Raw genomic sequence first — 22,511 nt, 5'->3', positions numbered from 1 at the left:
AATATCAAATATATAACTATAGTTAAGCGATTAATATCGCATCACTAGTAATTATAAACAAATGATGAAACAAGCCGTCGACACCGACGGGCCTACGCCAAAACATCCCAAAAGCTCTTGGGCAAATAGATATTGTCTACCCCAACGGCATTGGCAAAGAGCGGCGCGATGTCGGCGGGCTCAAAGCCAGCTATGCCACAGCCAATGGGCGTAACAAGAAACACTTGCTCAGGATGCTGAGAGGCATACTCAACAAACTCGTCGACGTAAGGCTGGATGGTTTCGGGGCCTCCCTGCATGGTGGGAATGGCGTAGCTGCTGCCTTGCGGTCCCACGCCGACGCCCATCTTGGCCCCAAAATAGAGACGGGCGGCTCGGGCGGCACCTCCGCCGTGCATGCCCTGGAGATTGCTGCCAAACACAAAGATCTCATTGGGCCCAAGCGATGTGATGTGGGATGGCGTGATACGATTCGAATGATTGGATTGCATAGTAGGATTGTTTGAAAATAACGATACTGATGATAGGCAGGGACGCTCCGACTGGTCGGCCATCTCTACGCAGCTCATAGCTATTGGGGCTGTGTAGTTGGCCTTGAAATAGGGCACCACGATGGTGGTCATGAGCTTATGGAAACGCTGGGCCACGGCCGATGGACTTATGCCGAGCTGCGAGGCCACCTCCTTCCCCTTGAACCCTTCTACGAGGAGCATCTTGAGAATGATGGCCGAACGACTGTCGCGTGCGAAATACTCGCTGCATATTTCCTCGACGGTAGCGCGGAAATCGGCCGAGAAATTATCGTCGGGCAGGTCGAATCCCACTTGCGATTGGCTCATGCGCTCTTCGAATGTTGCCACGCGCGACTCGCGGTTGTAGGCTTTCAGGCGGTCGAGCAACACAAAGCGGAACCCATTGACCATCCACGTGCGCAGCGACATGCCGGGCTTGCGGTCATCCAACTGGTGGAAGTTGTGCTTATCGAGCGCCAGGTAATACTCGTGGGCGATGCTGAAAAAGTCGAGACCAGGCTTGTGGGCCAGGTCATAACGCTTGTCGCACACATGATAGGCTACGCGGCAAGTGTCGTAGAAATAGAAGCGCGTCAGCTGCGAATCGCGATGGCGCAGCCCCTCAATGATTTCTTGGTCGGTAAGGCCAATGCTTAGTGTAGGGTGTTTCATTTCGGCAAATATAGCAACTTTTCAAAAAAAAGTGGGGGTTCTCCTTCATTTTTTTCTTCCCCAATCTTTTAATAGTCAAACATCAACCCAAAATCATTATTATCATGGAAAGAAAAAGAAGAAACCACACCAAGAGAATTGTAAACCTGATTATTGTGGACGAGAGCGGCAGCATGAGCCTGATAAAGAAGCAAGCGCTGATGGGCCTCAACGAGACGCTCGACACCGTGAAGCGCATGCAGGAGAAGGAGCCCAACGCCCAACAGTACGTGACGCTGCTCACCTTCAACAGCGACAACACCCACTACGTGTTCGACAACACGCCGGCCAAGCGCACCCACACCATCCGTCCGAACGACTATCAGCCCTCAGGCTGCACTCCGCTCTACGATGCCATTGGCCGAGGAGTGAGCAAGGTGAACGCGCAGACCAGCACCGACGACGTGGTGCTCGTTACCATCATTACCGATGGCGAGGAGAACAGCTCAACGGAGTTCGACCTTCGAATGGTGAAACAACTCATCGAGAAGATGAAGACGCTGAAGTGGACGTTTACCTTCATAGGCACCGACAACCTCGACGTGGAGCGCATGGCGCACGAGATGGCCATCGACAACCACCTGGAGTTTAAGCAAGACGAGGAGGGAACGCGCCGCATGTTTGAGGTTGAGCGCAATGCCCGCATGCGCTTCAACTCGCGCATCGCGCATGATGCAGAGCCTACCTGCTGCGGCTATTTCGACGATTTGGACGACAAGGACGCCCCAAGCAAGTAACCGCCAGCAACCATTGGCATGGCGAAAGCCACTCCTTACAGACCACACCTTGTCACCCAGCCCCACTGGTTTACGCGCCAATGAGGGAACCCGAACCACGGCAATGGGACGGTCAACGGAGAAATCAATTAGGGGGAATTATAATTATTTAAGTTGTTTGGCCCAAAGAAACGTATTATATAATGAACGCGAACAAAATAAAATATCTATCTTTGCAAAAGATAGGCTGTACTCGGCCATTTGAAAAAACAAACTCCCAAAGCCCACTGTGGCATTATTTTTGCAGGTAAAGGTTAAACTTTAATTTTAAACATATTACTTATGACTAGTTTGAAAGACTTTTCTTTGGAAGGTAAGAACGCTTGGGTAACAGGTGCCACTTACGGCATTGGCTTCAACATCGCCAAGGCTTTCCACGCCGCTGGTATCAAGAACATCATTTTCAACGACATCGACCAGGAGCATGTTGACCGCGGTCTGGCTTCCTACAAGGAGGCTGGCATCGAGAATGTGCACGGATATGTTTGCAACGTCACCGACGAGAACGCCGTGGAGGCACTGGTGAAGCAGATTCACGAGGAGGTCGGACAGATCGACATCTTGGTGAACAACGCCGGTATCATCAAGCGTATCCCCATGGTGGAGATGAGCCGCAAGGACTTCCAGCAGGTCATCGACATCGACCTCGTGGGCCCGTTCATCGTGGCCAAGGCTGTGCTTCCCGAGATGATCGAGCGCAAGGAGGGTAAGATCATCAACATGTGCTCTATGATGTCGGAGCTGGGTCGTGAGACCGTGTCGGCTTACGCAGCAGCCAAGGGTGGCCTGAAGATGCTCACACGCAATATCTGCTCTGAGTATGGCGCCTACAACATCCAGTGCAACGCCATTGGCCCGGGCTACATTGCCACACCGCAGACCGCTCCGTTGCGCGAGCGTCAGGCCGATGGCAGCCGCCATCCGTTCGACAAGTTCATCTGCGCCAAGACTCCAGCAGGCCGCTGGCTCGATCCTTCTGAGCTGGGTGGCCCCGCCGTGTTCCTCGCCTCTCACGCATCAGACGCAGTGAACGGACACGTGCTCTACGTCGACGGTGGTATCCTGGCCTACATCGGCAAGGACCCCTCACAGGTCAACGACTAAGGATGCAACCATCCATCGAAGTAATAAAAAAAAGCCCACGGTACGCCGTGGGCTTTTTTACTAATTATCTTTACAATTACTTGTTTACAGCATCAGCGAACTGAGCACCAGCGGCAAACTTCACAACCGTCTTGGCTGCGAGCTCAACCTTCTCACCCGTACGAGGGTTCACACCCTGGCGAGCAGGACGCTCCTTTGTAGCGAATGTGCCGAAACCGACGAGCTGTACCTTCTCACCAGCTACCAAAGCATCCTTGATGGCCTCTGTTGTAGCGTCCAATGCAGCCTTGGCCTGTGCAGAAGTGATGCCTGCTGCATCGGCAATCTTCTTAACTAATTCTGTCTTGTTCATAATTTTGGGTTATTTTGTGAATATAAATTTTGTTTCAGTCTCTTTGCGGTGACAAATATAGGCGTTTACTTTCATAATCCAAACAAAAAATAAAAAAAAATGAAGGAAAAAACTAAAAAACAGTGCAAAACCACTGTTTCATAGTCATTTAACCGACTTTTTTCGTAATTTTGCAACGCTTTTCAAGATAAAATCAATCAACGAGAATACGCTATGCCAAAAATACCAACCATCACCAAAAACCTGCTTATCATCAATGTGCTGATGTTTATCGCCACACTGGTGCTCAGGCAAGTGACTGGAACAGACCTCACGAGCCTGTTGGGATTGCACTTCGTCTTGGCCGACGACTTCCACTTCTACCAGCTCTTCACCTACCTGTTTATGCACGGCGGGTGGACCCACATCATCCTCAACATGTTCATGCTGTGGATGTTTGGAGCCGTCGTTGAGAGCAGATGGGGTGCAAAAAGATACCTTTTTTATTACATATTCTGTGGCGTAGGTGCCGGACTGTGCCAAGAGTTGGTGCAATATGTGCAATTTCTCAACCAAGGACTGACCAATTACGAGATGGTAAACATCGGAACATCCGTCATTCCCGTAAGCCAATACCTCAACTACTGGACCACCGTGGGTGCCTCGGGAGCCATCTACGGCCTCCTGCTCGCCTTCGGCATGATGTTCCCCAACGAGCGAATGTTCATCATTCCCATCCCCGTGCCCATCAAGGCCAAGTGGGTCATCGTCGGATCCATAGCCGTGGAGTTCTTCTCTGGCATAGGAACCAACAGCGACGGCGTGGCACACATGGCGCACCTGGGCGGAATGGTGTTTGGCATATTGCTCATCCTCTACTGGCGCCGACAAGCCCGCAGAACCTACTATGGCGACGGAGGGTCACGCATGTTTGGCAACATGCAACAAAGATGGAAGACGTACCAAAACAAGCGCAACACAAACCAACATTACACAACGGGCAACCCCGACTGGGACTACAACGCCAACAAGCGAGCCACACAGGAAGAGGTTGACCGCATACTCGACAAAATAAAGAAAAGCGGATACGACAGTCTCACCAAGAGCGAGAAGCAGACGCTTTTCGAACAAAGCAGACATGATCGCTAAACTGAAGAAATTCTCATTGCAGATGGTGGCCGGAGCCAACGCCGTCACCATCCTGCTGATGCTCCTCGTGGGGTATAGCGGACACATAGACCCCACCAACCATCCCACACTGGCCAACGCCGGACTGCTCTTTCCGGCGTTTATCGCCATCAACGCTGCATTCCTGTTCTTTTGGGTGGTGTTCAAGCTCAAGGGCGTCATCATACCTTTCGTGGGCTACATCCTTTGTTATGGGCCCATGAGAACCTACATTCCCGCCAACATTCCGCACGATCCGCCCGTGGGAGCCATCAAGCTGCTATCCTACAACACCCAGAACTACCACAGCATGAAGCCTTATGTCGACACGTTCTCTAACGACTCCATCGCTGCCTACATCCTGCAAAGCGGAGCCGATATCGTATGTGTGCAAGAAGGAGGGCACGCGCTCGACTTCGACAGTACTTTCCGAGCCAAATATCCTTACATCATGGAGGAGAAAAAGAAAGGCGGAAGCGATGTTGTGGCCCTATACAGCCGATTCCCCATACTGCGGTCGCAACTCATTGATTATGAGTCGGAAGGCAACATGAGCGTGGGTTTCTACCTCAACGTAAACGGGCAGAAGGTGCTCATCGTAAACAACCACTTGGAAAGCAACGCTTTAGACAACGACGACAAGAGCGGATTTGGCAACCTCATCAAAGGCGACCTCAACAAGGACATGGCGCGAGCCGAATCGGCACGACTCATCGACAAACTCGCCGCCGCATCCAAGAAACGCGCACCACAGGCCGAAGCGGTGGCAAGATACATAGCCAACCATCGAACCGGCCATCGGGTCATCGTGTGCGGCGACTTCAACGAAAACCCACTCGGATACGCACACAAACGCATCGGAGAAGACCTCACCGACTGCTACGCGGCAACCGCTAACGGCATTGGCAGAACCTACAACCAAAGCCACATGTATGTCAGAATCGACCACCTCTTCTGCTCCGACGACATCACACCCTACGCATGCGCTGTAGACAACCAAATCAAGGCAAGCGACCACTACCCCATCTACTGCTGGCTGAAATTTGGGAGGAAAATATAAAAAAGCAAGAATAAACACCTATAAATTTCTTAAAAACAAGGAAAATTAGTATCTTTGCACATCTTATTCTGTTAAATAGATTGAAACAATAAATAACAAATAACTAACAAAATGCGAAACAAAGGAATTGTAATTGTAACCGCCGTCTTACTGACGCTTACATGCCTCTTCTATTTGTCGTTCCCGATTGCCACAAACTACTATGACAATCAGGCTGCCAAGATCAAAGATCCCATCGATCAGCAGAACTACAAAGACTCTGTGAAATACCTTGGCATTTACGACTACCAGAAGTGTCTGCAAACGCAGATCGGTCTTGGACTTGACCTGAAAGGCGGTATGAACGTGGTGCTGGAAATCTCAGTGCCCGACGTGGTTGACATGCTTGCCGACCACAAGACTGAACCAGCATTCGTCAAGTCGATGAATGAGGCTCGCCAGCAGCTCGAAGCTGGAAAGAGCGACTTTATCTCTCTTTTCATCGACGCTTACCACAAGAACGCCCCCGGACACAACCTCGCCGAGGTATTTGCCACACAGCAGCTGCAAGGCAAGGTGTCGCCCACAAGCTCCGACAGCGAAGTGGAGAAGGTGCTCCGTAGCGAGGTAAGCTCGGCCATCGACAACTCCTTCAACGTTGTGCGCACACGTATCGACCAGTTCGGTGTCGTCCAGCCCAACATCCAGCGCATCCAAGGCGCAGAGGGACGCATCATGGTGGAGATGCCGGGTATCAAGGAGCCTGAGCGTATGCGTAAGCTCCTCCAGGGTAGCGCAAACCTCGAGTTCTGGGAGACCTACAACGCCGAGGAAATCATTCCCTACCTCCAGCAGCTCGACCAGCGTCTGGCCAGCGGTGAGCAGGAAACAGCCAGCAAGAAAGACACCGCTGCCGCTGAGCAGAAGGCCAAGGAGGCCGCTCCCGCCAAGAAGCAGGCCGCTCCCAAGTTTAAGCTCAACAACGGTAAGAAGGCCGACAACATCAAGGCCACTCCCGAGAGCGAGCTCGAGCAGGCCAAGAAGCAGCACCCGCTGCTCGCCTTCCTGCAGACAACAGGTTCGGGTAGCCTGAGCCTCGTGGGCTACGCCAGCGCACGCGACACAGCCGCCATCAACAAGGCCATCTACGGCCAAGTGGCTAAGCAGGTGCTTCCCACCGACCTCCGCTTGATGTGGAGCGCCAAGCCCACCGACAACATACAGGCAAAGAACATCTACGAGTTGCACGCCCTGAAGGTCACAACGACCAACGGTCGCGCTCCGCTCGAGGGTGACGTCATCACCGACGCCAGCGACCAGTTCAACCACGTATCAGGTGCTCCTGAGGTGTCTATGTCGATGAACTCTGAGGGCGCACGCCGCTGGTCGGAGCTTACCAAGGCCAACATCGGCAAGGCTATCGCCATCGTGCTCGACGGTGTGGTTTACACCTCACCCCGCATCCTCTCACAGATCGACGGTGGACAGAGCTCTATCACAGGCAACTTCACCATCGAAGACACTAAGGACCTGGCCAACACCTTGAAGTCTGGACGTATGCCCGCCCCCGCACACATCGTGCAGGAGGAGGTTGTAGGTCCTACACTCGGTGCCCAGTCAATCCAGCAGGGTATCATCTCGTTCGCCATCGCCTTCGTGCTCCTGATTGTTTACATGCTCGTTGTTTACAACATCATCCCGGGCTCACTGGCAGTCTTCGCACTCTTGCTCAACGTATTCTTCACGCTGGGTATCCTAACGTCATTCCAAGCCGCCCTCACCATGAGTGGTATCGCAGGTATGGTGCTCTCGCTCGGTACTGCCGTCGACGCCAACGTGCTGATCTACGAGCGCATCAAGGAGGAGCTTCGCTCAGGAAAAGACATGCGATTGGCCATCAACGCTGGTTACAGCAACGCCTTCTCGGCCATTTTCGACTCTAACTTGACATCTATCATCACGGGTGTCATCCTCTACCTCTTCGGTACAGGTCCTATCCGCGGCTTCGCCACCACATGGATCATCGGTATCGTCTGCTCATTCTTCACCGCTGTTTACATCACCCGTTTGGTGTACGACTATAAGATCAACCACGGCAAGTGGATGCACCTGAAGTTGTGGACTGGCGTGTCGAAGAACCTCATGCAGGGCACCAACTTCAAGTTCATGTCGGCTTACAAGAAGAGCTTCACATTCGCTGGCATCGCCCTCGTGGTGTTCATCGTCAGCTTCGCTACGCGTCACCTTGCACAGAGCATCGACTTTACGGGTGGTCGCAACTACGTTGTGCAGTTCGAAAAGGCCACAGAGCCTGAGCAGGTGCGTGTCGTATTGGAGAAGACCTTCCCCGGCTACACCACAAGCGCCATCTCGTTGGGTAACGACGGCCGCACGGTCCGCATCTCTACCAACTACAAGATCGAGTCGACCAATCCTAAGGTCGATGGCCAGGTGGAGACCATGCTCTTCAAGGGCTTGAAGGACGCCAACCTCGTGAGCCAGAAGGATGTTGAGACCTTCAAGAACCCCGACATCCGTCAGGGTGGTTCCATCATCAGCTCTTCTAAGGTGGGTCCGTCTATCGCTAAGGACGTTACACGTAGCGCCATCATCAGCGTGGTCATCGCCCTTGTGGCCATCTTCCTCTACATCCTGTTGCGTTTCCGCAATGTGGCATTCTCATTGGGTTCAACCATCGCCCTGACCTTCGACGCCTTGACCGTCATCGGTTTGTTCTCACTGCTGCAAGGCTTGCTGCCTTTCTCTTTGGAGGTCGACCAGACGTTCATCGGTGCCGTGCTGACGGTGATCGGTTACTCTATCAACGATAAGGTGGTGGTGTTCGACCGTATCCGTGAGAACTTGCAGTTGCACCCGAAGGAGAACCTGCAGAAGTTGTTCAACGACTCTATCAACCAGACCCTGGCACGTACCATCAACACGTCTGTCACCACACTCGTGGTGTTGCTCTGCATCCTCTTCCTTGGTGGAAAGAGCATTCAGCCGTTCGCATTTGCCATGACTCTAGGTGTGGTGTTCGGTACACTGAGCTCTATCTTCCTCGCTTCTCCGATCGCTTACATCGTGATGGGTCACTCCATCAAGGAGCAGGCCAATACGGAAGTGGCAAAGGCATAAGCATCATCAACCGCTAAGGTAACCCTTCTTCGGGGTTACCTTATATATAAGGAGAGAGCCATTCTCGTTCTGAATCGAACAAGAATGGCTCTCTTCGTTTTACATCTATGGCCTGCTCTCACACGAGCCACCGACTTATCTTACATAAGTCATCGGCTGCTCTCATACCAGCCATCGCATTTTCCTACATTTTCCGTTGCCTGTTCTTAGAGAAGCCACGGCTTAATCTCCCATCTCTTGACTGCTAATACGCCTCTACCACATGGTTGCGCTTTGTGCCATCCTTTCCCCGTTTGAGGAAAAGCACAAGACTTACCGACTGACCAGAAGCAAGGTTTGCGCGTCGATTCTCTGGGAAAACATCAAGGGAGGCAAATCCTTCCAGCGACAAACGCCCTTCGGCAAGGCCCTGGCTCGATTCAGACGCCGCAGTAGCGCCAGCATTTACGGCACCTCCGTTCGTCCCATTTCCTTTCGTCGCAACCGATTTTCCACTCGGTGCGGCTGAATTTGCCATATACTTCACCACGGCGGGCTGATCCTTGCGGATGGCATACTTAATGTATCGCTGCTCATGATTGACGAACATCACCATGGCTTTGTAGGTTCCAAAGGCGCAACGCCCCTCTTGAGGGACCATCACCTCAAGGATGGCGGCCGACTTGAACGGGTCGCCCTGCGCGATGATGGGGCAGAAACGCACATAGCTACCTTTCGCCACGCCCTTCACAAACACCGTTTTCTTATCGGCAACGAAGTGGCGCGACTGCGCGTCGTACACGTGCACATGGCCATGCCCCAGGTCGATGCCGTCTACATAGCCCACCACCGGTTGAAACACCTCGACCATCTTCTTATGGGATAAGGTAATTTCCACCGCCCGTTCTACGCCTTGCTTCGACACGCGTGTCAGCACATCAAACAACCGTCCGGCTATCTCCCATGGCTTACAGGGGAACTGATGACTGTCGGCCACCATTCCCACCCCATTCGGCGCCACCAGTTTCACAAACTTACGGCGGCGCCCATTCTGCTCCTTCTCAAAGATTTTCACGGCGTACATGCTGACGATGGCGTCACATTGCTCACGGTTTTCCTCAGGATGATGCAGCAGATACGACACCCGTGCGCGTTCCACCCGCTCCTGTAGCGAAAGGTATCGGCGCCCGTCCTTGCCCGTTTGCGGCTGTCGGTCCTCCTCTCTCAGGCAAGCGTCGTAGCCCCACACTTGCAAGAATTGCGGCAAACGGAAATCGGAATACACCTCGCTGATCTTCAGCGCCAAGCCCAACATACACGAGTTGATGAGCGACGGCCGCTGGCTACGCAACTTGATGTAAATGGCAAGCAATGTCCGGGCCTCCACCGACCCTATCGTCTTGTAGTTTTGTTTCAGGTATCTAAACACCGTCCACTGTGTGTCCTCAGGATGCTGCGCACCCGAATTCACCGACTCCATCAGTTGTTCCCACGTAATGGTAGGGTTTGTTTCGTCAGTAGGTATCATGGCAGGGGGAGATAAAAGGGTCAACTATCTATTTCGTTTTGCATATGATTGCAATACTGCACAATAACGTCGAGCATATCCTTCTCAAGATATGAGCACGCCTTATTGTACAAATGGTCGGGCACATCATAGTAGGCCTCTGCAATGGCGCCACAGATACATGCCTTCGTATCGGTGTCGCCGCGCGCCATGACGGCTTTTCTGATGGCATCCTCAAAGCTGCTGCTCTCCAGGAAACAGCGCAAAGCCCATGGCACCGTCTCCTGGCACGACGAGTCGAAATGGCCTTGCATACCTATTTTATATATGTCACGCAAGGGCGGAATCTCGTATCCGAAGCTACGTTCAACGGCCGTCTCCAGTCCCTCCTTGGTTACACGGCCCGTTCGCAACCAATAGATGACAGCCGCCACACATTGCGCGCCACGAATGGCCTCCTTGTGCATGTGACTGCAAATGGTGCATTGTTGCGCCTGCTGCAACACCTCATGATAGTCGTCGAAGAGCCATCCCACAGGCGCTATGCGCATGGCAGCACCGTTGCCCCATGAGTTTTGCGGCTTCGGGTGGTCATCGGCCAGCCATTGTGCAAACATGCCTCCGTATGCCCCTTTGGGGTTGGGGTATCGTCGCCCCCACTCATGCAACTTGTCCTGGTACGACTTTCCGTTGAGAATGGCATCGGCCACGGCAATGGTCATCAGCGAGTCGTCGGTGTAATCACATTGGGGTTTGGGCCGAAACAGCTCAAAATTGTCTTTCGGTTGCTCGTCGAATTCGAAACGCGAACCAACAATGTCTCCTATAATAGCGCCAATCATAACAGTAATTTGAGTGGATAAAAGGGTTAGTTAAAAGCAATAGGTCACCGTAAAAAGAGGGTCGTAATAGATAAAAACCTTCCAAATAGATTGTACTTCCACCGGGAATCGAACCCGGATCAAAGGTTTAGGAAACCTCCGTTCTATCCATTGAACTATAGAAGCCCATTTGTTTGTTTTGCAAAGATAAAGGAATTTATTCAATCTGCAAAGAAAAATCCTCAAGAATATTCGTCCTCATTCGGCCATCGAGGCGAAAACGTCTGGCCACGGCCACTCATGCGATTCGTTCGGCTACGTGTGCACACAAATGCTACAAGGCATGCCTCAAAATCGCCCCATCAACGCCATGCCATCCTCGTTCCCACCATATTTTAACGCCCTCACAACGTTTTTTAATCCCAATCGCTTTGCTGTTGTGAAAATAGATAGTAAATTTGCCTTTCAGATGAAGTCGTTTCTTATAATCATTTTAGCTTGTCTGCTGCCCACGTCGCTGTGGGCGCAAGACGACACACGCACACGCGTCAACCCCGAGGACATGGAGGTCGACATGGACAACCCCACCTTTGTGCCTATGGTGAAGGTGGGAAAGGTGCTCGTGGGAAAAGACAGCATACAATATATGGAGATGAACGACGTGTGGGTTTATCCCGAACCGACGTTCAAGAATGCCCGTCAGCGCGCGGCCTACAACCGTTTGGTTTACAACGTCAAGAAGGTGTTGCCCATCGCCAAGGAAGTCAACAAGATTATTATCGAGACCGGCGACTACCTCAACACCCTGCCCAACAAGAAGGCGCGCGACGAGCACATGAAGCGTGTGGAGGCCGACATCAAGAAGGAGTACACGCCGCGCATGAAGAAGCTCTCCTACTCGCAGGGCAAACTGCTCATCAAACTGGTGTACCGCGAGTGTAACAGCTCCAGCTACCAACTCATCCAGGCTTTCCTTGGTCCCGTGAAAGCCGGTTTCTACCAAGCCTTCGCTTGGGTGTTTGGCGCATCGCTCAACAAGAAGTATGAGCCGGAGGGCGTCGACCGCCTTACCGAGCGTGTGGTCCGACAGGTGGAATCCGGACAGCTCTAACCCTCATTCCCCACTCTCCCATCGGCATGAATCGAACCGTTCTACTGGCTTCCGCCGCGTTCCTGCAGGCTCCAAGGGTGTGGCTCTGCGTGCTTCTCGCAAGCCTTTGCCTATCTTCACCAGCCCAAAACGACGACACCTGGGAGCAGCTGTTCGACCAAACCGGACAACTCGAAGACACCGAGTCAGACCTGTGGGAGCAAACTTACGAGGAACTGAACGACATTGCCTCCCAAAAGATCGACATCAACCATTGTACGCGTGAGGACCTCAGCAGGCTGCCTTTCTTATCCTCGCAGCAAATCATGGACATCATGGAGTATCGCGACAAGGCGCGCCGCTTAGAGACCACCATGGAGCTCCGCCTGGTGCCAAGTCTCGACAAGCTCACCGCCGACCTGTTGCAACGCTTCGTAACCATTCGTCCCGACAGCGCCAACACCCACTTTCCCTCGTTCGCCCAACTCATGCGCTACGGCCGCCACGAACTGGTGGGCACCGTGCACGCGCCGTTCTACCGGCGCAAGGGCGACCGCAACGGCTACCTGGGCTACCCCTACAAGCACTGGCTGCGCTACACCTTCAGCTCGCAAGGACGCGTCAAGGCGGGCCTCATCGCCTCTCAAGACGCCGGCGAGCCGTTCTTCTCCGCTCAGAACGCCACCGGCTACGACTTCTATTCGGCCTATCTCATGGTAAGCCGATGGGGACGTATCAAATCGGCCATCGTGGGTCGTTACCGCCTACGGTTCGGCATGGGCCTCATCCTCAACAATTCGTTTGGCATGGGCAAGCTCAACACGCTCACCACACAGGGCCGATCGGCCAACCACATCTTCGCCCACAGCAGTCGGATGGAGGCCAACTACCTACAGGGAGCGGCCGCCACGGTGCGTCTCACCAAGCATCTCGACCTCACCGCCTTCGCTTCATGGCGTAAGATCGATGTCACACTGGGCCCCGACTCGGCCTCCATCGCCACCATCCTCCAAACGGGCTACCACCGCACCGAGAGCGAGATGCGGCGCCGTCGCAACGCCTCCACAACGCTTTGGGGCGGCAACCTCAGCTATTTCAACAACGGATGGCACGTGGGCCTCACCGCCTTTGCCACCTCATACGACAAGCCTCTGCGCCCCAACACCAATCAGGTTTACCGACGTTGGTACCCCACGGGCAAGCAGTTTTGGAACGCCAGCGTCGACTACGGTTACATTTCCGACCGCCTCAACATCTCGGGCGAAACGGCTACGGGCGATTGCGGACAAGTAGCCACCATCAACAGCCTGAGCTACCAGTTATGGAGCAACCTCGCCCTGCTGGCCTTGCAGCGCTATTACCCCTACAAATACTACGCTCCCTACAGCAACAGTTTTGCCGAAGGGGGCAGCATCCAAAACGAGAGTGGGGTGTTTGTGGGCGTCAACTGGACTCCCACGCGATACCTGTCGCTGCGGGCCTACACCGACATGGCCTACTTCGCTTGGCCCAAATACCAAGCCAGCGCGGCCTCACACAGCTACGACAACTTCGCGCAAGCCACCTACACCCGCGGCCATTGGTCGTGGCTCGTGCGCTATCGCATCAAGATGAGGGAGAAAAACGCAACGTCGACAACAACCCCAAGCACGGAAAAGGCAGCGCAGCCCACCCTGGCCATGAAGACCGAGCAGCGTGCCCGATGGGCCGTGGGCTATGCCAACGATCGTTACGACCTACGCCTGCAGGCCGACGTGGCCCACTGCCATATTGGTGAGAAAAACAGCTTTGGATGGATGGCAACGGCCAATGGCGCCACGTCTTGGCGTTGGCTTCAGATGGCCGCCACCGCCGCCTATTTCCACACCGACGACTTCGACTCACGCATCTACACCTACGAGCGCAGCGTGCGCTACAGTTTCTCGTTCCCATCGTTCTTCGGCGAGGGCATGCGCATGGCCCTTCAGTTGCGCGCCAACCTGTCTGACCAGTGGATGGTAATCGCCAAACTGGGCTGCACCCGCTATTTCGACCGATCTACCATCGGCACCGGCCTGCAACAGCTCAATAGCCACTCCATGACCGACCTCGACCTCCAGGTGCGCCTTAAATTATAACTCAGGCCCGAAAAAAGCAAAGAAAACAAATATGCCTTTTCGTATTCCATGATCATGCGATTAACCTTGTTCAAGTAAATATTAGAGTACTATTTTTGATATCGGTATCATATTTTGTGCCGTAAAAGCAACTCTTTTATTCTAAAACAATGGGAAAACTGCGCTTGCCAAAAATAAAAACTGAAAACATGGCGTTTCAAACTACGCAATATGTTTTTAGGACAATGGGCAAGAGCTAAAAAAATGGGCGACTAACGGATTGCGTTAGTCGCCTGTTTGAGTTTTATTGCTGCATGTCGTGCAATTTTTTGTAGTAGCCGTCGGCCGCCAGCAGCGAGGTATGTGTGCCGCGCTCCACGATGTGTCCCTCATGGATGACACATATCTCATCCGCGTTCTTGATGGTCGACAAGCGGTGGGCGATGGCAATGGTTGTGCGCGTCTTCATGAGCTTGTAGAGCGCGTCCTGCACCAGTCGTTCGCTCTCGGTGTCGAGTGCCGACGTGGCCTCGTCGAGGATGAGGATAGGCGGGTTCTTAAGGATGGCTCGCGCTATGCTAACACGCTGGCGCTGTCCGCCCGACAAACGTCCGCCACGGTCGCCAATGTTGGTGTCGAATCCGTTCTCCGACTCCATGATGAAGTCGTAGGCGTTGGCTATCTTTGCCGCCCGTTCCACATCCTCCATCTTAGCGTTCTCCACACCAAACGTAATGTTGTTGAGGAACGTGTCGTTGAAAAGGATGGCTTCCTGGTTCACGTTGCCGATGAGCTGGCGCAGGTCGTGGATGCCCAGATCCTTCACGTTGATGCCATCGATGAGCACCTCGCCCTCCTGCACATCATAATAGCGCGGAATGAGGTCCACCAGTGTCGACTTTCCGCCACCGCTCTGTCCCACGAGCGCCACGGTCTTTCCCTTGGGAATAATGAGGTTGATATCGCGCAACACCCATTGCTGATCATATTTGAACCCAACATGCCTGAACTCGATGTCGTGCTCAAACGAACTGACGTGAATGGGGTTTTCCTTCTCCTTGATGCTCACCTCGGCCTTCAGAATCTTATCCACACGCTCCATCGAAGCCAATCCCTTGGGTATGTTATAACCAGCCTTCGAGAAGTCTTTCAGCGGTTGGATGATGGAGTAGAGCACCACCATGTAATAGATAAACGTCGGACCGGTGATGGCTTGGTTGTTGAGCACCAGTATACCGCCGAACCAAAGCACGATGACGATCATCACTGTGCCAAGAAATTCGCTCATCGGATGCGCCATCTGTTGGCGAATGTTGACGCGCATAATGTCGTTGCGGTACGCCGAGTTCACCTTGTCGAACCGCTTGTTCATCTTCTCCTCGGCGCAAAAAGCCTTGATGATGCGCAGTCCGCCCAGCGTCTCCTCCACTTGGCTCATGGTGTCGCTCCACAGCGCCTGTGCCTTCATCGACTTGGCCTTGAGCTTGCGGCCCACATAGCCCATGAACCATCCGAAGATGGGCACAAAGAGAATGGTGAAGATGGTGAGCTGCCACGAGATGACGAGCAGCGTGGCAAAGTACACAATGATGAGAATGGGGTTCTTGAAGAGCATGTCGAGCGACGACATGATCGACGACTCTATCTCCTGCACATCGCCACTCATACGGGCAATGATGTCGCCCTTTCGCTCCTCACTGAAGAATCCGAGCGAGAGCTGGTTGATCTTCTGGTAGAGTTGGTTGCGTATGTCTCTCACCACGCCCGTGCGAATGGGTATGATGGTAGCCGACGAAAGGAAGTAGGCTCCCGTCTTGAGGAACGTCATGAACGCCAGCGCCAGTCCGATGAAGAGCAGCGTGGTGGTGGCTCCCATCGTGGCGATGAGGTCGTTGACATAATAGTTCATGTTGTTCATCAAGGTATCCTTGTCGAGCGCCCACGGCATGAGGCTCGTCGCCGTGTCGGCGTCGCCTGTCTTAAACAGGATTTGCAACATGGGGATGAGTGTTGCGAACGAGAAGATGTTGAGCACTGCCGACAGGATGTTGAACAGCACCGATAGCGCCAGATATTTCTTGTAGGGCGGCACAAAGCGCCTGAGCACTTGCAGGAATTCTTTCATTGATTGTTCGTTTAAGGTGGGTTTGTAAGTAACCCATCATGATTTTTGTCGTTTGCGGTGGTAATTCATAGAACCCACCTTGGGCGTAGCCTTATTCTTTCACGACCTCCTCGCCCAAGAGCGTAGCCGACGAGCTGCCGGTGATTCTCACGCGCACGGTCTCTCCGATGTGGTGGTTTCCCTTGTCGATGACCACCGCCTTGTTTTGCGGTGTGCGCCCCATGAGCTGGCTATGGCTTCGTTTGGCAAACCGCTCCAGCAGCACGTCATACTCTTTGCCCTCGTCCTTGCGGTTTTGCTCGGCCGACACCTCCGTTTGCAGGTGTATGAGCTCATTGAGTCGACTGATCTTCACCTCCTCCGGCACGTTGTCGGGCAGGTGCTTGGCGGCGTATGTGCCCGGTCGCTCACTGTATTTGAACATGAATGCGGCGTCGAAGCCCACCTCCTTCACCAGCGACAGCGTCTGTTGGTGGTCTTCCTCGGTCTCATCGTGATAGCCCACAAATATGTCGGTGGTGAGTCCGCAGTCGGGAATGATGCGGCGAATGGCCGCCACCTTCTCCAGGTAATCCTCCCGGGTGTACTTGCGGTTCATGAGTTTCAGGATCTTGTTGGATCCGCTCTGTGCGGGGAAATGTATGTGATGGCAGAGATTGGGCTCCTCAGCGATGGCGTGCAGGATATCCTCGGTCATATCTTCGGGGTTGCTGGTGGTGAAGCGCACGCGCATGGTGGGCACCTCGCGCGCCACGCGTCGCAGCAGTTCGGCAAAGCTGCACACGTGCAATTCCTTGCCATCCTCATCCTCAACAACCACGCCATTCTCTGGGCGCTTGCCGTTGGGCAGCAGTCCGTAGCTGTTCACATTCTGTCCGAGCAGCGTCACCTCCTTGAATCCCTTGTCGCGCAGGTCGCGCACCTCGGCGAGGATGCTCTCCACGTCGCGTGAGCGTTCGCGGCCTCGGGTGTAAGGCACGATGCAGTAATGGCAGAAGTTGTTGCATCCGCGCATGATGCTCACGAAGCCCGACACGCGTCCGGCGCCCAGTCGCTGCGGCAGCACGTTTCGGTACGTCTCTGTGGTTGAGAGCTTCACGTCGATGGCTTTCTCGCCCACCTCCACGGCCGCGATCATCTCGGGCAGACTCAGATAGGCGTCTGGGCCACACACCAGGTTGGCGTGATAGTTGTTGATCAGGTCGTCCTTCACACGCTCGGCCATGCAGCCCAGCACACCCACGATGAGCTTGCGGCCCTTCTTTTGCTCGGCGTGGAGCGTTTCAAGGCGATGGTATATCTTGTTCTCGGCGTTCTCGCGGATCGAGCACGTGTTGAGAAAAATGGCGTCGGCGTCGGCTTCCGCCTCAGTGACGTCGTAGCCAGCCATCTTCATGATGGAGGCCACCACCTCTGAATCGGCCACGTTCATCTGGCAACCGTACGTCTCAATGTATAGTTTCTTATTCATGTTATTCCTATATTTGCTTGGATGATTATCCTAATATACTTGTATGATGTTTCTAATCTGCAACGATGATTTCCTTCCATTTCATGGCACGTTTTCTCGCCATGGCATAACCCGCGCAAGCTCGGTTCTGCTCATTTGGCTTAACGGAAACCTTCGTTTAATAGAATGTTTCCTCCCGTTTTGCTTGTCCATGCCTATTGGGTCCTGTCGTAAAGCCTTGCCCACAGCAGGTAGAACAGGGTTCCCGTGACGAGTCCAGCCACCACGTCGATGGCGTAATGGGCACGTATGTAAACCGTAGCGAGGCAGATAAGCAAGGCGAAGGGGAGCAAGCCGAAGAAGAGCTTGCGGTTGTGTGTGCGCCAGATGAGCAGCATGCAAACCACCGATATGCCCACATGCGAGGAGGGGAAGGCGGCGGTGGGCCGCTCGCCCGACGTGTGGAGGTCGGCCACCACATGGTAGAACGGTCCGTCGGTCCATCCCGGCGAGGTCATCATGTCGGTGTGTGTCAGGAAATAATCGCCCACACTGGGGAACACGCCCTTCACCACCTGGTCGACGCCAACGGCGTGATAGTAGTACATCGGTCCCGTGACGGGCACCAGGTCGAACACCACATAGAAGGCGAAGAACGAGGCGAGGAGCACAAACGCGGCGCGCTCAAACTGCTCGTATCGGCTGAAGAAGTAATAGAGCACCGTAGTTACGATGATGGGAAAATAGCTGGCGTAGGCCAGATACATGAGCTCACTGAAGAAGGCCTGCGGCCAATGCTGGGCAAACACCAGCGCCGGCTGACAGCCGAAGAGACCCTGTTCCACCGATGCGAAGAAGGGATCGAGGTTGGGGAAGAGCTTGTTGAGCTCGTAGGTGTCGGCATACCACCAGCCGAGCAGCGACATTTGCACCAACACACGCGCAAATCTCGTGAGCCTACAGGGCACCAGCCGATACACCACCCACATGGCGAGGGTAATGGCTCCCAGCCTCACGCGACCCCATATCATGGCCTGGGGATTGTCGAGCTTGGTCAAGGCGAAAAGCACAATGAGCAGGGTGAGCGCCACGTAAGCCAGCGCCACCCACTCCAGCGCCATCAGCCCACGTCGGGGCTTGCGCTCCAGTTCGATGTATTTGGATAGTTGCATCACAGCCAATGGTTTTCCTTGTACCACGCCACCGACTCGGTTACGCCCTTGCGCAAGTCGTAATGGGGATGGTATCCCAGTTCGTCGCAAGCCGGCTCGATGTCGCATCGCCAGTTGCGCTGCTTGAGAATGTTAAACTTATCGTTGTTGAGAGCGGTAATGGTATGTCGCATCCGCCCAATGTGCTCACCGAAGAAGGTAACGAGGCGCAGCACCCAGATGGGGGCTTTCACGCGTATCCACCAGGGCTTGCCAAGCTCCTCGTGCAGGTAATCGCTAAAGGTCGACGACTGGTAGACGTTGCCATCCGAGAGGAAATACTTTCTTCCCGACATGCCATGGTCGAGGGCGAGGAACACCGCCTGCACCACATCCTGCACATACACGAACGTGATGTCCTGGCGTTGGAAGCCCACGCTGAAGTCTACATGTTGCTTGATGCTCTTCGCCATGAGGAAATAGTCTTTCTCACGAGGGCCGTAGACGCCCGTGGGACGGAGCACAATGTAGTTGAACTCGTTGCCGATGGAGTCGAGAAACTGCTCGGCCTTGAGCTTGCTCTTGCCGTAGGCGGTGTTGGGGCGCGGCGTGTCGTGCTCCGTAATCTCCTGGTAGGGCTGCTCTTCGCGTATGGCCCCGAAGACGCTCAGGCTGCTCAGGTAGATGAAGCGCCTCATGGGCATCTTCGTCTTCAGGATGGCGTTCACCAGGTTCACTGTGCCCTGGTAGTTCACCTTCATGAAATCGGAAGCCGTCAGGCACTTGGTGACGCCCGCAGCATGCACCACATAGTCGAAGTTGTGACCGTCGAGCGCCTGCGCCAAACGATCCTCCGACGAGAAATCAAGCTCTATGAAATGGATGCGAGGATCGCCCAGGTAGCTCCTCGAACTCGAACCGCGCACACCAGCCCAGGTATCGAAGCCGCGGCGCAATGCCTCCTCCACTATGAAACTGCCAATGAATCCACTGGCACCGGTAATTAATATCTTCATCGTTAATAGGTTACAAAGTTACGACATTTTAAAATTCTTAGCAAAATAATCCTAATAAAATTAGGAAAGTTCAATTCTTTTTAGTTAATTTGCATGTATAAACCGACTCTTTTAAAACTAAGAAAATATGGGAAAAGGCAAGAAGGGCGGCAAGCATATCACGAAGAAGCAACTAACCAAGGAGTTGGTCGATTTCTTCTCCGGACAGCCCGGAAAGACGCTGTCGTTTAAAGAAATATTTAGGTCGATGCACCTCAGCACGCACCCAGCGAAGATGCTGGCCATCGACATCATGGAGGAAATGGCATGGGACGATTTCCTTACGAAAGTTTCCGACACCAGTTATCAGCTCAACACCAAGGGACAGGTGCAGGAAGGCACCTTCATCCGCAAGGCCAACGGCAAAAACTCGTTCATACCCGATGGAGGCGAAAAGCCCATCTTCGTGGCTGAGCGCAACTCGATGGGGGCGCTCAACGGCGACCATGTGAAGGTGTCGTTCATGGCCAGAAGGCAGAAGCACATCAAGGAGGCGCAGGTCATCGAGATCCTGCGGAGGGCCAAGGACCAGTTTGTGGGCCGCTTGCGCGTAGATAAGGACATCGCTTTCTGCGTGCCGCAAGACAACTCGTTGGCGCACGACATCCTCATCCCGAAGAAGAAAGTGAAAGGTGGCAAGACCGACGACAAGGTGGTGGTGAAGATCATCCAGTGGCCCACCGACGAGCATAAGAACCTCATCGGTGAGGTGGTCGACGTCATCGGAAAGAGCGGCGACAACGACGTGGAGATGAACACCATCCTCGCCAAGTTTGGACTGCCCTACAAGTATCCGAAGAACGTGGAGGATGCGGCCAACGCCATCTCGGGCGAGATAACACCGCAGGACGAAGCCGAGCGCGAGGATTTCCGCGACACGTGGACCTGTACCATCGACCCCGCCGACGCCAAGGACTTCGACGATGCCCTGTCGATCAAACAACTTGACAAGGGGCTCTATCAGGTGGGTGTGCACATCGCCGACGTTTCACACTACGTTACCGAGGGCAGCGTCATCGACAAGGAGGCCATGAAGCGCGCCACATCCATCTACCTCGTAGACCGCACCATCCCCATGTTGCCCGAGAGACTCTGCAACTTCATCTGTTCGCTCCGCCCCGACGAGGACAAGCTGGCCTACTCGGTCGTGTTCAACCTCGACGACGAGGCCAACGTGAAGAGCTACCGCATCGTGCATACCATCATTCGCTCCAACCGCCGCTATGCCTACGAGGAGGCGCAGCAGGTGCTGGAGGACAATGGTGTGAAGGACGGAACGGGCGAGCCTGCACCGGCACCGGGCAAGGCGGGCTACAAGGATGAGTTTGGTTGGGAGATTTGCACCCTCGACCGCCTGGCTAAGAAGCTGCATGAGAAGCGCTTCAAGAACGGCGCTGTGAAGTTCGACTCCGAGGAGCTCCACTTCACCGTCGACGAGAAGGGCCATCCCACGGGTTGCTTCTTCAAGCGCTCAAAGGACGCCAACAAGCTCATCGAGGAGTTTATGCTGCTGGCCAACCGTACGGTGGCCGAGAGTGTGGGGCGCGTGCCCAAGGGCAAGAAGGCCAAGGTGCTGCCCTACCGCATACACGACAACCCCGACCCTCAAAAGTTGGAGACGCTGCGCGAGTTTACAGCCAAGTTTGGCTATAAGGTGAAGACCGCCGGAACGAAGGGCGCCATAGCCCGCAACCTCAACAAGTTGATGGACGACTGCGAGGGCAAGCGCGAGCAGAAGCTCATCCAGTCGGTAGCCCTCAGGGCCATGATGAAGGCCAAGTATTCCATTCATAATATCGGACACTTCGGTTTGGCGTTCGACTACTACACCCACTTCACGTCGCCCATCCGTCGCTATCCCGACACCATGGTCCACCGCTTGCTGACACGCTATCAGCAAGGAGGCCGCTCGGCCAACGCCAAGCACTACGAGGATCTCTGCGAGCACTGCTCCGACATGGAACAGGTGGCGCAAAACGCCGAGCGCGAGTCTATCAAATATAAGATGGTTGAGTTTATGGGCGACAAGATTGGCGAAATCTACGACGCCCACATCAGCGGCATCACGTCGTATGGCATCTACGCCGAGATCGACGAGAACCACTGCGAGGGCATGGTGCCAATGCGCGACCTCGACGACGATTACTACGACTTCGACGAGAAAAACTTCGTGTTGCGCGGACGACGCCATCACCACAAGTACCAGTTGGGCGACGCCATTCGCATACAGGTGGCCAAGGCCAACCTGGAGAAGCGCCAGCTCGACTTCACCCTGGCCGACTGACCCTTTCTACTCATACCACTTATAACAGAGTAAAAAGGGCAGGCCATCACCAACAAAGCGGCATGTAGGCACTATCAACAGAACCCTGCATGCCGCCTTTTCTTATCTATATTCGTCTTATAAACCTAAATTACTAGTGATGCGATATTAATCGCTTAACTATAGTTATATATTT

The 22,511-nt window shown here is 54.0% G+C and carries 16 protein-coding genes, 1 tRNA gene and 1 pseudogene; 8 read left to right on the top strand and 10 right to left on the bottom strand.

Going from position 1 to position 22,511, the window contains the following annotated elements; all coding sequences use genetic code 11:
- Window positions 1-92: 92 nt before the first annotated feature.
- Together WKK33_RS07500 and WKK33_RS07495 are read right to left on the bottom strand one after the other, a co-directional pair.
- Window positions 93-491 carry a hypothetical protein gene (locus tag WKK33_RS07500; RefSeq protein WP_252344957.1) on the bottom strand — a complete coding sequence of 133 codons (399 nt, stop codon included), beginning with the start codon at window positions 489-491 and terminating at the stop codon, window positions 93-95.
- 150 nt (window positions 492-641) lie between these two features.
- Window positions 642-1,184, bottom strand: a pseudogene (locus tag WKK33_RS07495) (ECF-type sigma factor); the annotation flags it as partial.
- A 104-nt stretch (window positions 1,185-1,288) separates the two neighbouring features.
- Here WKK33_RS07495 and WKK33_RS07490 point away from each other — a divergent pair.
- On the top strand, window positions 1,289-1,960 hold the full coding sequence (locus WKK33_RS07490; RefSeq protein ID WP_337933182.1) for a vWA domain-containing protein: 672 nt from the start codon (window positions 1,289-1,291) through the stop codon (window positions 1,958-1,960).
- A 321-nt stretch (window positions 1,961-2,281) separates the two neighbouring features.
- Entirely contained in the window at window positions 2,282-3,103 is an 822-nt protein-coding gene (locus WKK33_RS07485; protein WP_215760308.1) for a gluconate 5-dehydrogenase, read from the top strand.
- A 76-nt stretch (window positions 3,104-3,179) separates the two neighbouring features.
- On the opposite strand, the gene WKK33_RS07480 is transcribed toward WKK33_RS07485, so the two are convergent.
- Window positions 3,180-3,455, bottom strand: coding sequence for an HU family DNA-binding protein (locus WKK33_RS07480; RefSeq protein WP_215760309.1), 276 nt, complete (start codon window positions 3,453-3,455; stop codon window positions 3,180-3,182).
- 213 nt (window positions 3,456-3,668) lie between these two features.
- Here WKK33_RS07480 and WKK33_RS07475 point away from each other — a divergent pair, with 213 nt between their 5' ends.
- The 3 genes from WKK33_RS07475 to secDF all read left to right on the top strand — a co-directional run bounded on the left by WKK33_RS07475 (window position 3,669) and on the right by secDF (window position 8,778).
- Window positions 3,669-4,583, top strand: a complete 915-nt coding sequence (locus WKK33_RS07475; RefSeq protein WP_309439130.1) for a rhomboid family intramembrane serine protease — start codon at window positions 3,669-3,671, stop codon at window positions 4,581-4,583.
- A complete protein-coding gene (locus tag WKK33_RS07470) occupies window positions 4,573-5,661 on the top strand; it encodes an endonuclease/exonuclease/phosphatase family protein (RefSeq protein ID WP_337468711.1) in 1,089 nt (362 codons plus the stop codon). The genes WKK33_RS07475 and WKK33_RS07470 overlap by 11 nt, the downstream gene beginning before the upstream one ends.
- A 111-nt stretch (window positions 5,662-5,772) precedes the next feature.
- On the top strand, window positions 5,773-8,778 hold the full coding sequence (gene secDF / locus WKK33_RS07465) for a protein translocase subunit SecDF (protein WP_287767690.1): 3,006 nt from the start codon (window positions 5,773-5,775) through the stop codon (window positions 8,776-8,778).
- Window positions 8,779-9,022: 244 nt separating this feature from the next.
- Here the strand turns inward: secDF and WKK33_RS07460 are convergent, their stop codons facing one another.
- The 3 genes from WKK33_RS07460 to WKK33_RS07450 all read right to left on the bottom strand — a co-directional run bounded on the left by WKK33_RS07460 (window position 9,023) and on the right by WKK33_RS07450 (window position 11,271).
- The gene (locus WKK33_RS07460; protein ID WP_337933180.1) at window positions 9,023-10,285 is read right to left on the bottom strand and encodes a hypothetical protein; all 1,263 of its coding nucleotides are present in this window, start codon (window positions 10,283-10,285) and stop codon (window positions 9,023-9,025) included.
- Between the two features lie 20 nt (window positions 10,286-10,305).
- Complete coding sequence (locus WKK33_RS07455; protein WP_337570695.1) at window positions 10,306-11,106, bottom strand: ADP-ribosylglycohydrolase family protein; 801 nt, start codon at window positions 11,104-11,106, stop codon at window positions 10,306-10,308.
- A 93-nt stretch (window positions 11,107-11,199) separates the two neighbouring features.
- Window positions 11,200-11,271, bottom strand: a tRNA-Arg gene (locus WKK33_RS07450).
- Window positions 11,272-11,554: 283 nt separating this feature from the next.
- Here WKK33_RS07450 and WKK33_RS07445 point away from each other — a divergent pair.
- Window positions 11,555-12,196: a DUF4294 domain-containing protein gene (locus WKK33_RS07445; protein WP_215760315.1), complete on the top strand. Its 642-nt coding sequence runs from the start codon at window positions 11,555-11,557 to the stop codon at window positions 12,194-12,196.
- A gap of 26 nt (window positions 12,197-12,222) precedes the next feature.
- Window positions 12,223-14,292, top strand: a complete 2,070-nt coding sequence (locus WKK33_RS07440; protein WP_337933177.1) for a helix-hairpin-helix domain-containing protein — start codon at window positions 12,223-12,225, stop codon at window positions 14,290-14,292.
- Between the two features lie 283 nt (window positions 14,293-14,575).
- Here the strand turns inward: WKK33_RS07440 and WKK33_RS07435 are convergent, their stop codons facing one another.
- The 4 genes from WKK33_RS07435 to WKK33_RS07420 form a co-directional block, all read right to left on the bottom strand.
- Complete coding sequence (locus WKK33_RS07435) at window positions 14,576-16,396, bottom strand: ABC transporter ATP-binding protein (protein WP_215760320.1); 1,821 nt, start codon at window positions 16,394-16,396, stop codon at window positions 14,576-14,578.
- A 91-nt stretch (window positions 16,397-16,487) separates the two neighbouring features.
- Complete coding sequence (gene miaB / locus WKK33_RS07430; protein ID WP_215760321.1) at window positions 16,488-17,867, bottom strand: tRNA (N6-isopentenyl adenosine(37)-C2)-methylthiotransferase MiaB; 1,380 nt, start codon at window positions 17,865-17,867, stop codon at window positions 16,488-16,490.
- A 194-nt stretch (window positions 17,868-18,061) separates the two neighbouring features.
- Window positions 18,062-19,018, bottom strand: coding sequence for a phosphatase PAP2 family protein (locus tag WKK33_RS07425; RefSeq protein ID WP_337933174.1), 957 nt, complete (start codon window positions 19,016-19,018; stop codon window positions 18,062-18,064).
- Entirely contained in the window at window positions 19,018-20,013 is a 996-nt protein-coding gene (locus WKK33_RS07420) for an NAD(P)-dependent oxidoreductase (RefSeq protein ID WP_337933172.1), read from the bottom strand. The genes WKK33_RS07425 and WKK33_RS07420 overlap by 1 nt, the downstream gene beginning before the upstream one ends.
- Window positions 20,014-20,140: 127 nt before the next feature.
- On the opposite strand from WKK33_RS07420, the gene rnr reads away from it, so the two are divergent.
- A complete protein-coding gene (rnr, locus tag WKK33_RS07415; RefSeq protein WP_337933170.1) occupies window positions 20,141-22,336 on the top strand; it encodes a ribonuclease R in 2,196 nt (731 codons plus the stop codon).
- Window positions 22,337-22,511 lie beyond the last annotated feature (175 nt).

This window comes from Hallella sp. (assembly GCF_037460745.1).
Lineage (GTDB): Bacteria > Bacteroidota > Bacteroidia > Bacteroidales > Bacteroidaceae > Prevotella > Prevotella faecis.
The sequence above is the reverse complement of the archived record's forward strand: the minus strand, read 5'-3'. Positions and strand labels throughout refer to the sequence as shown.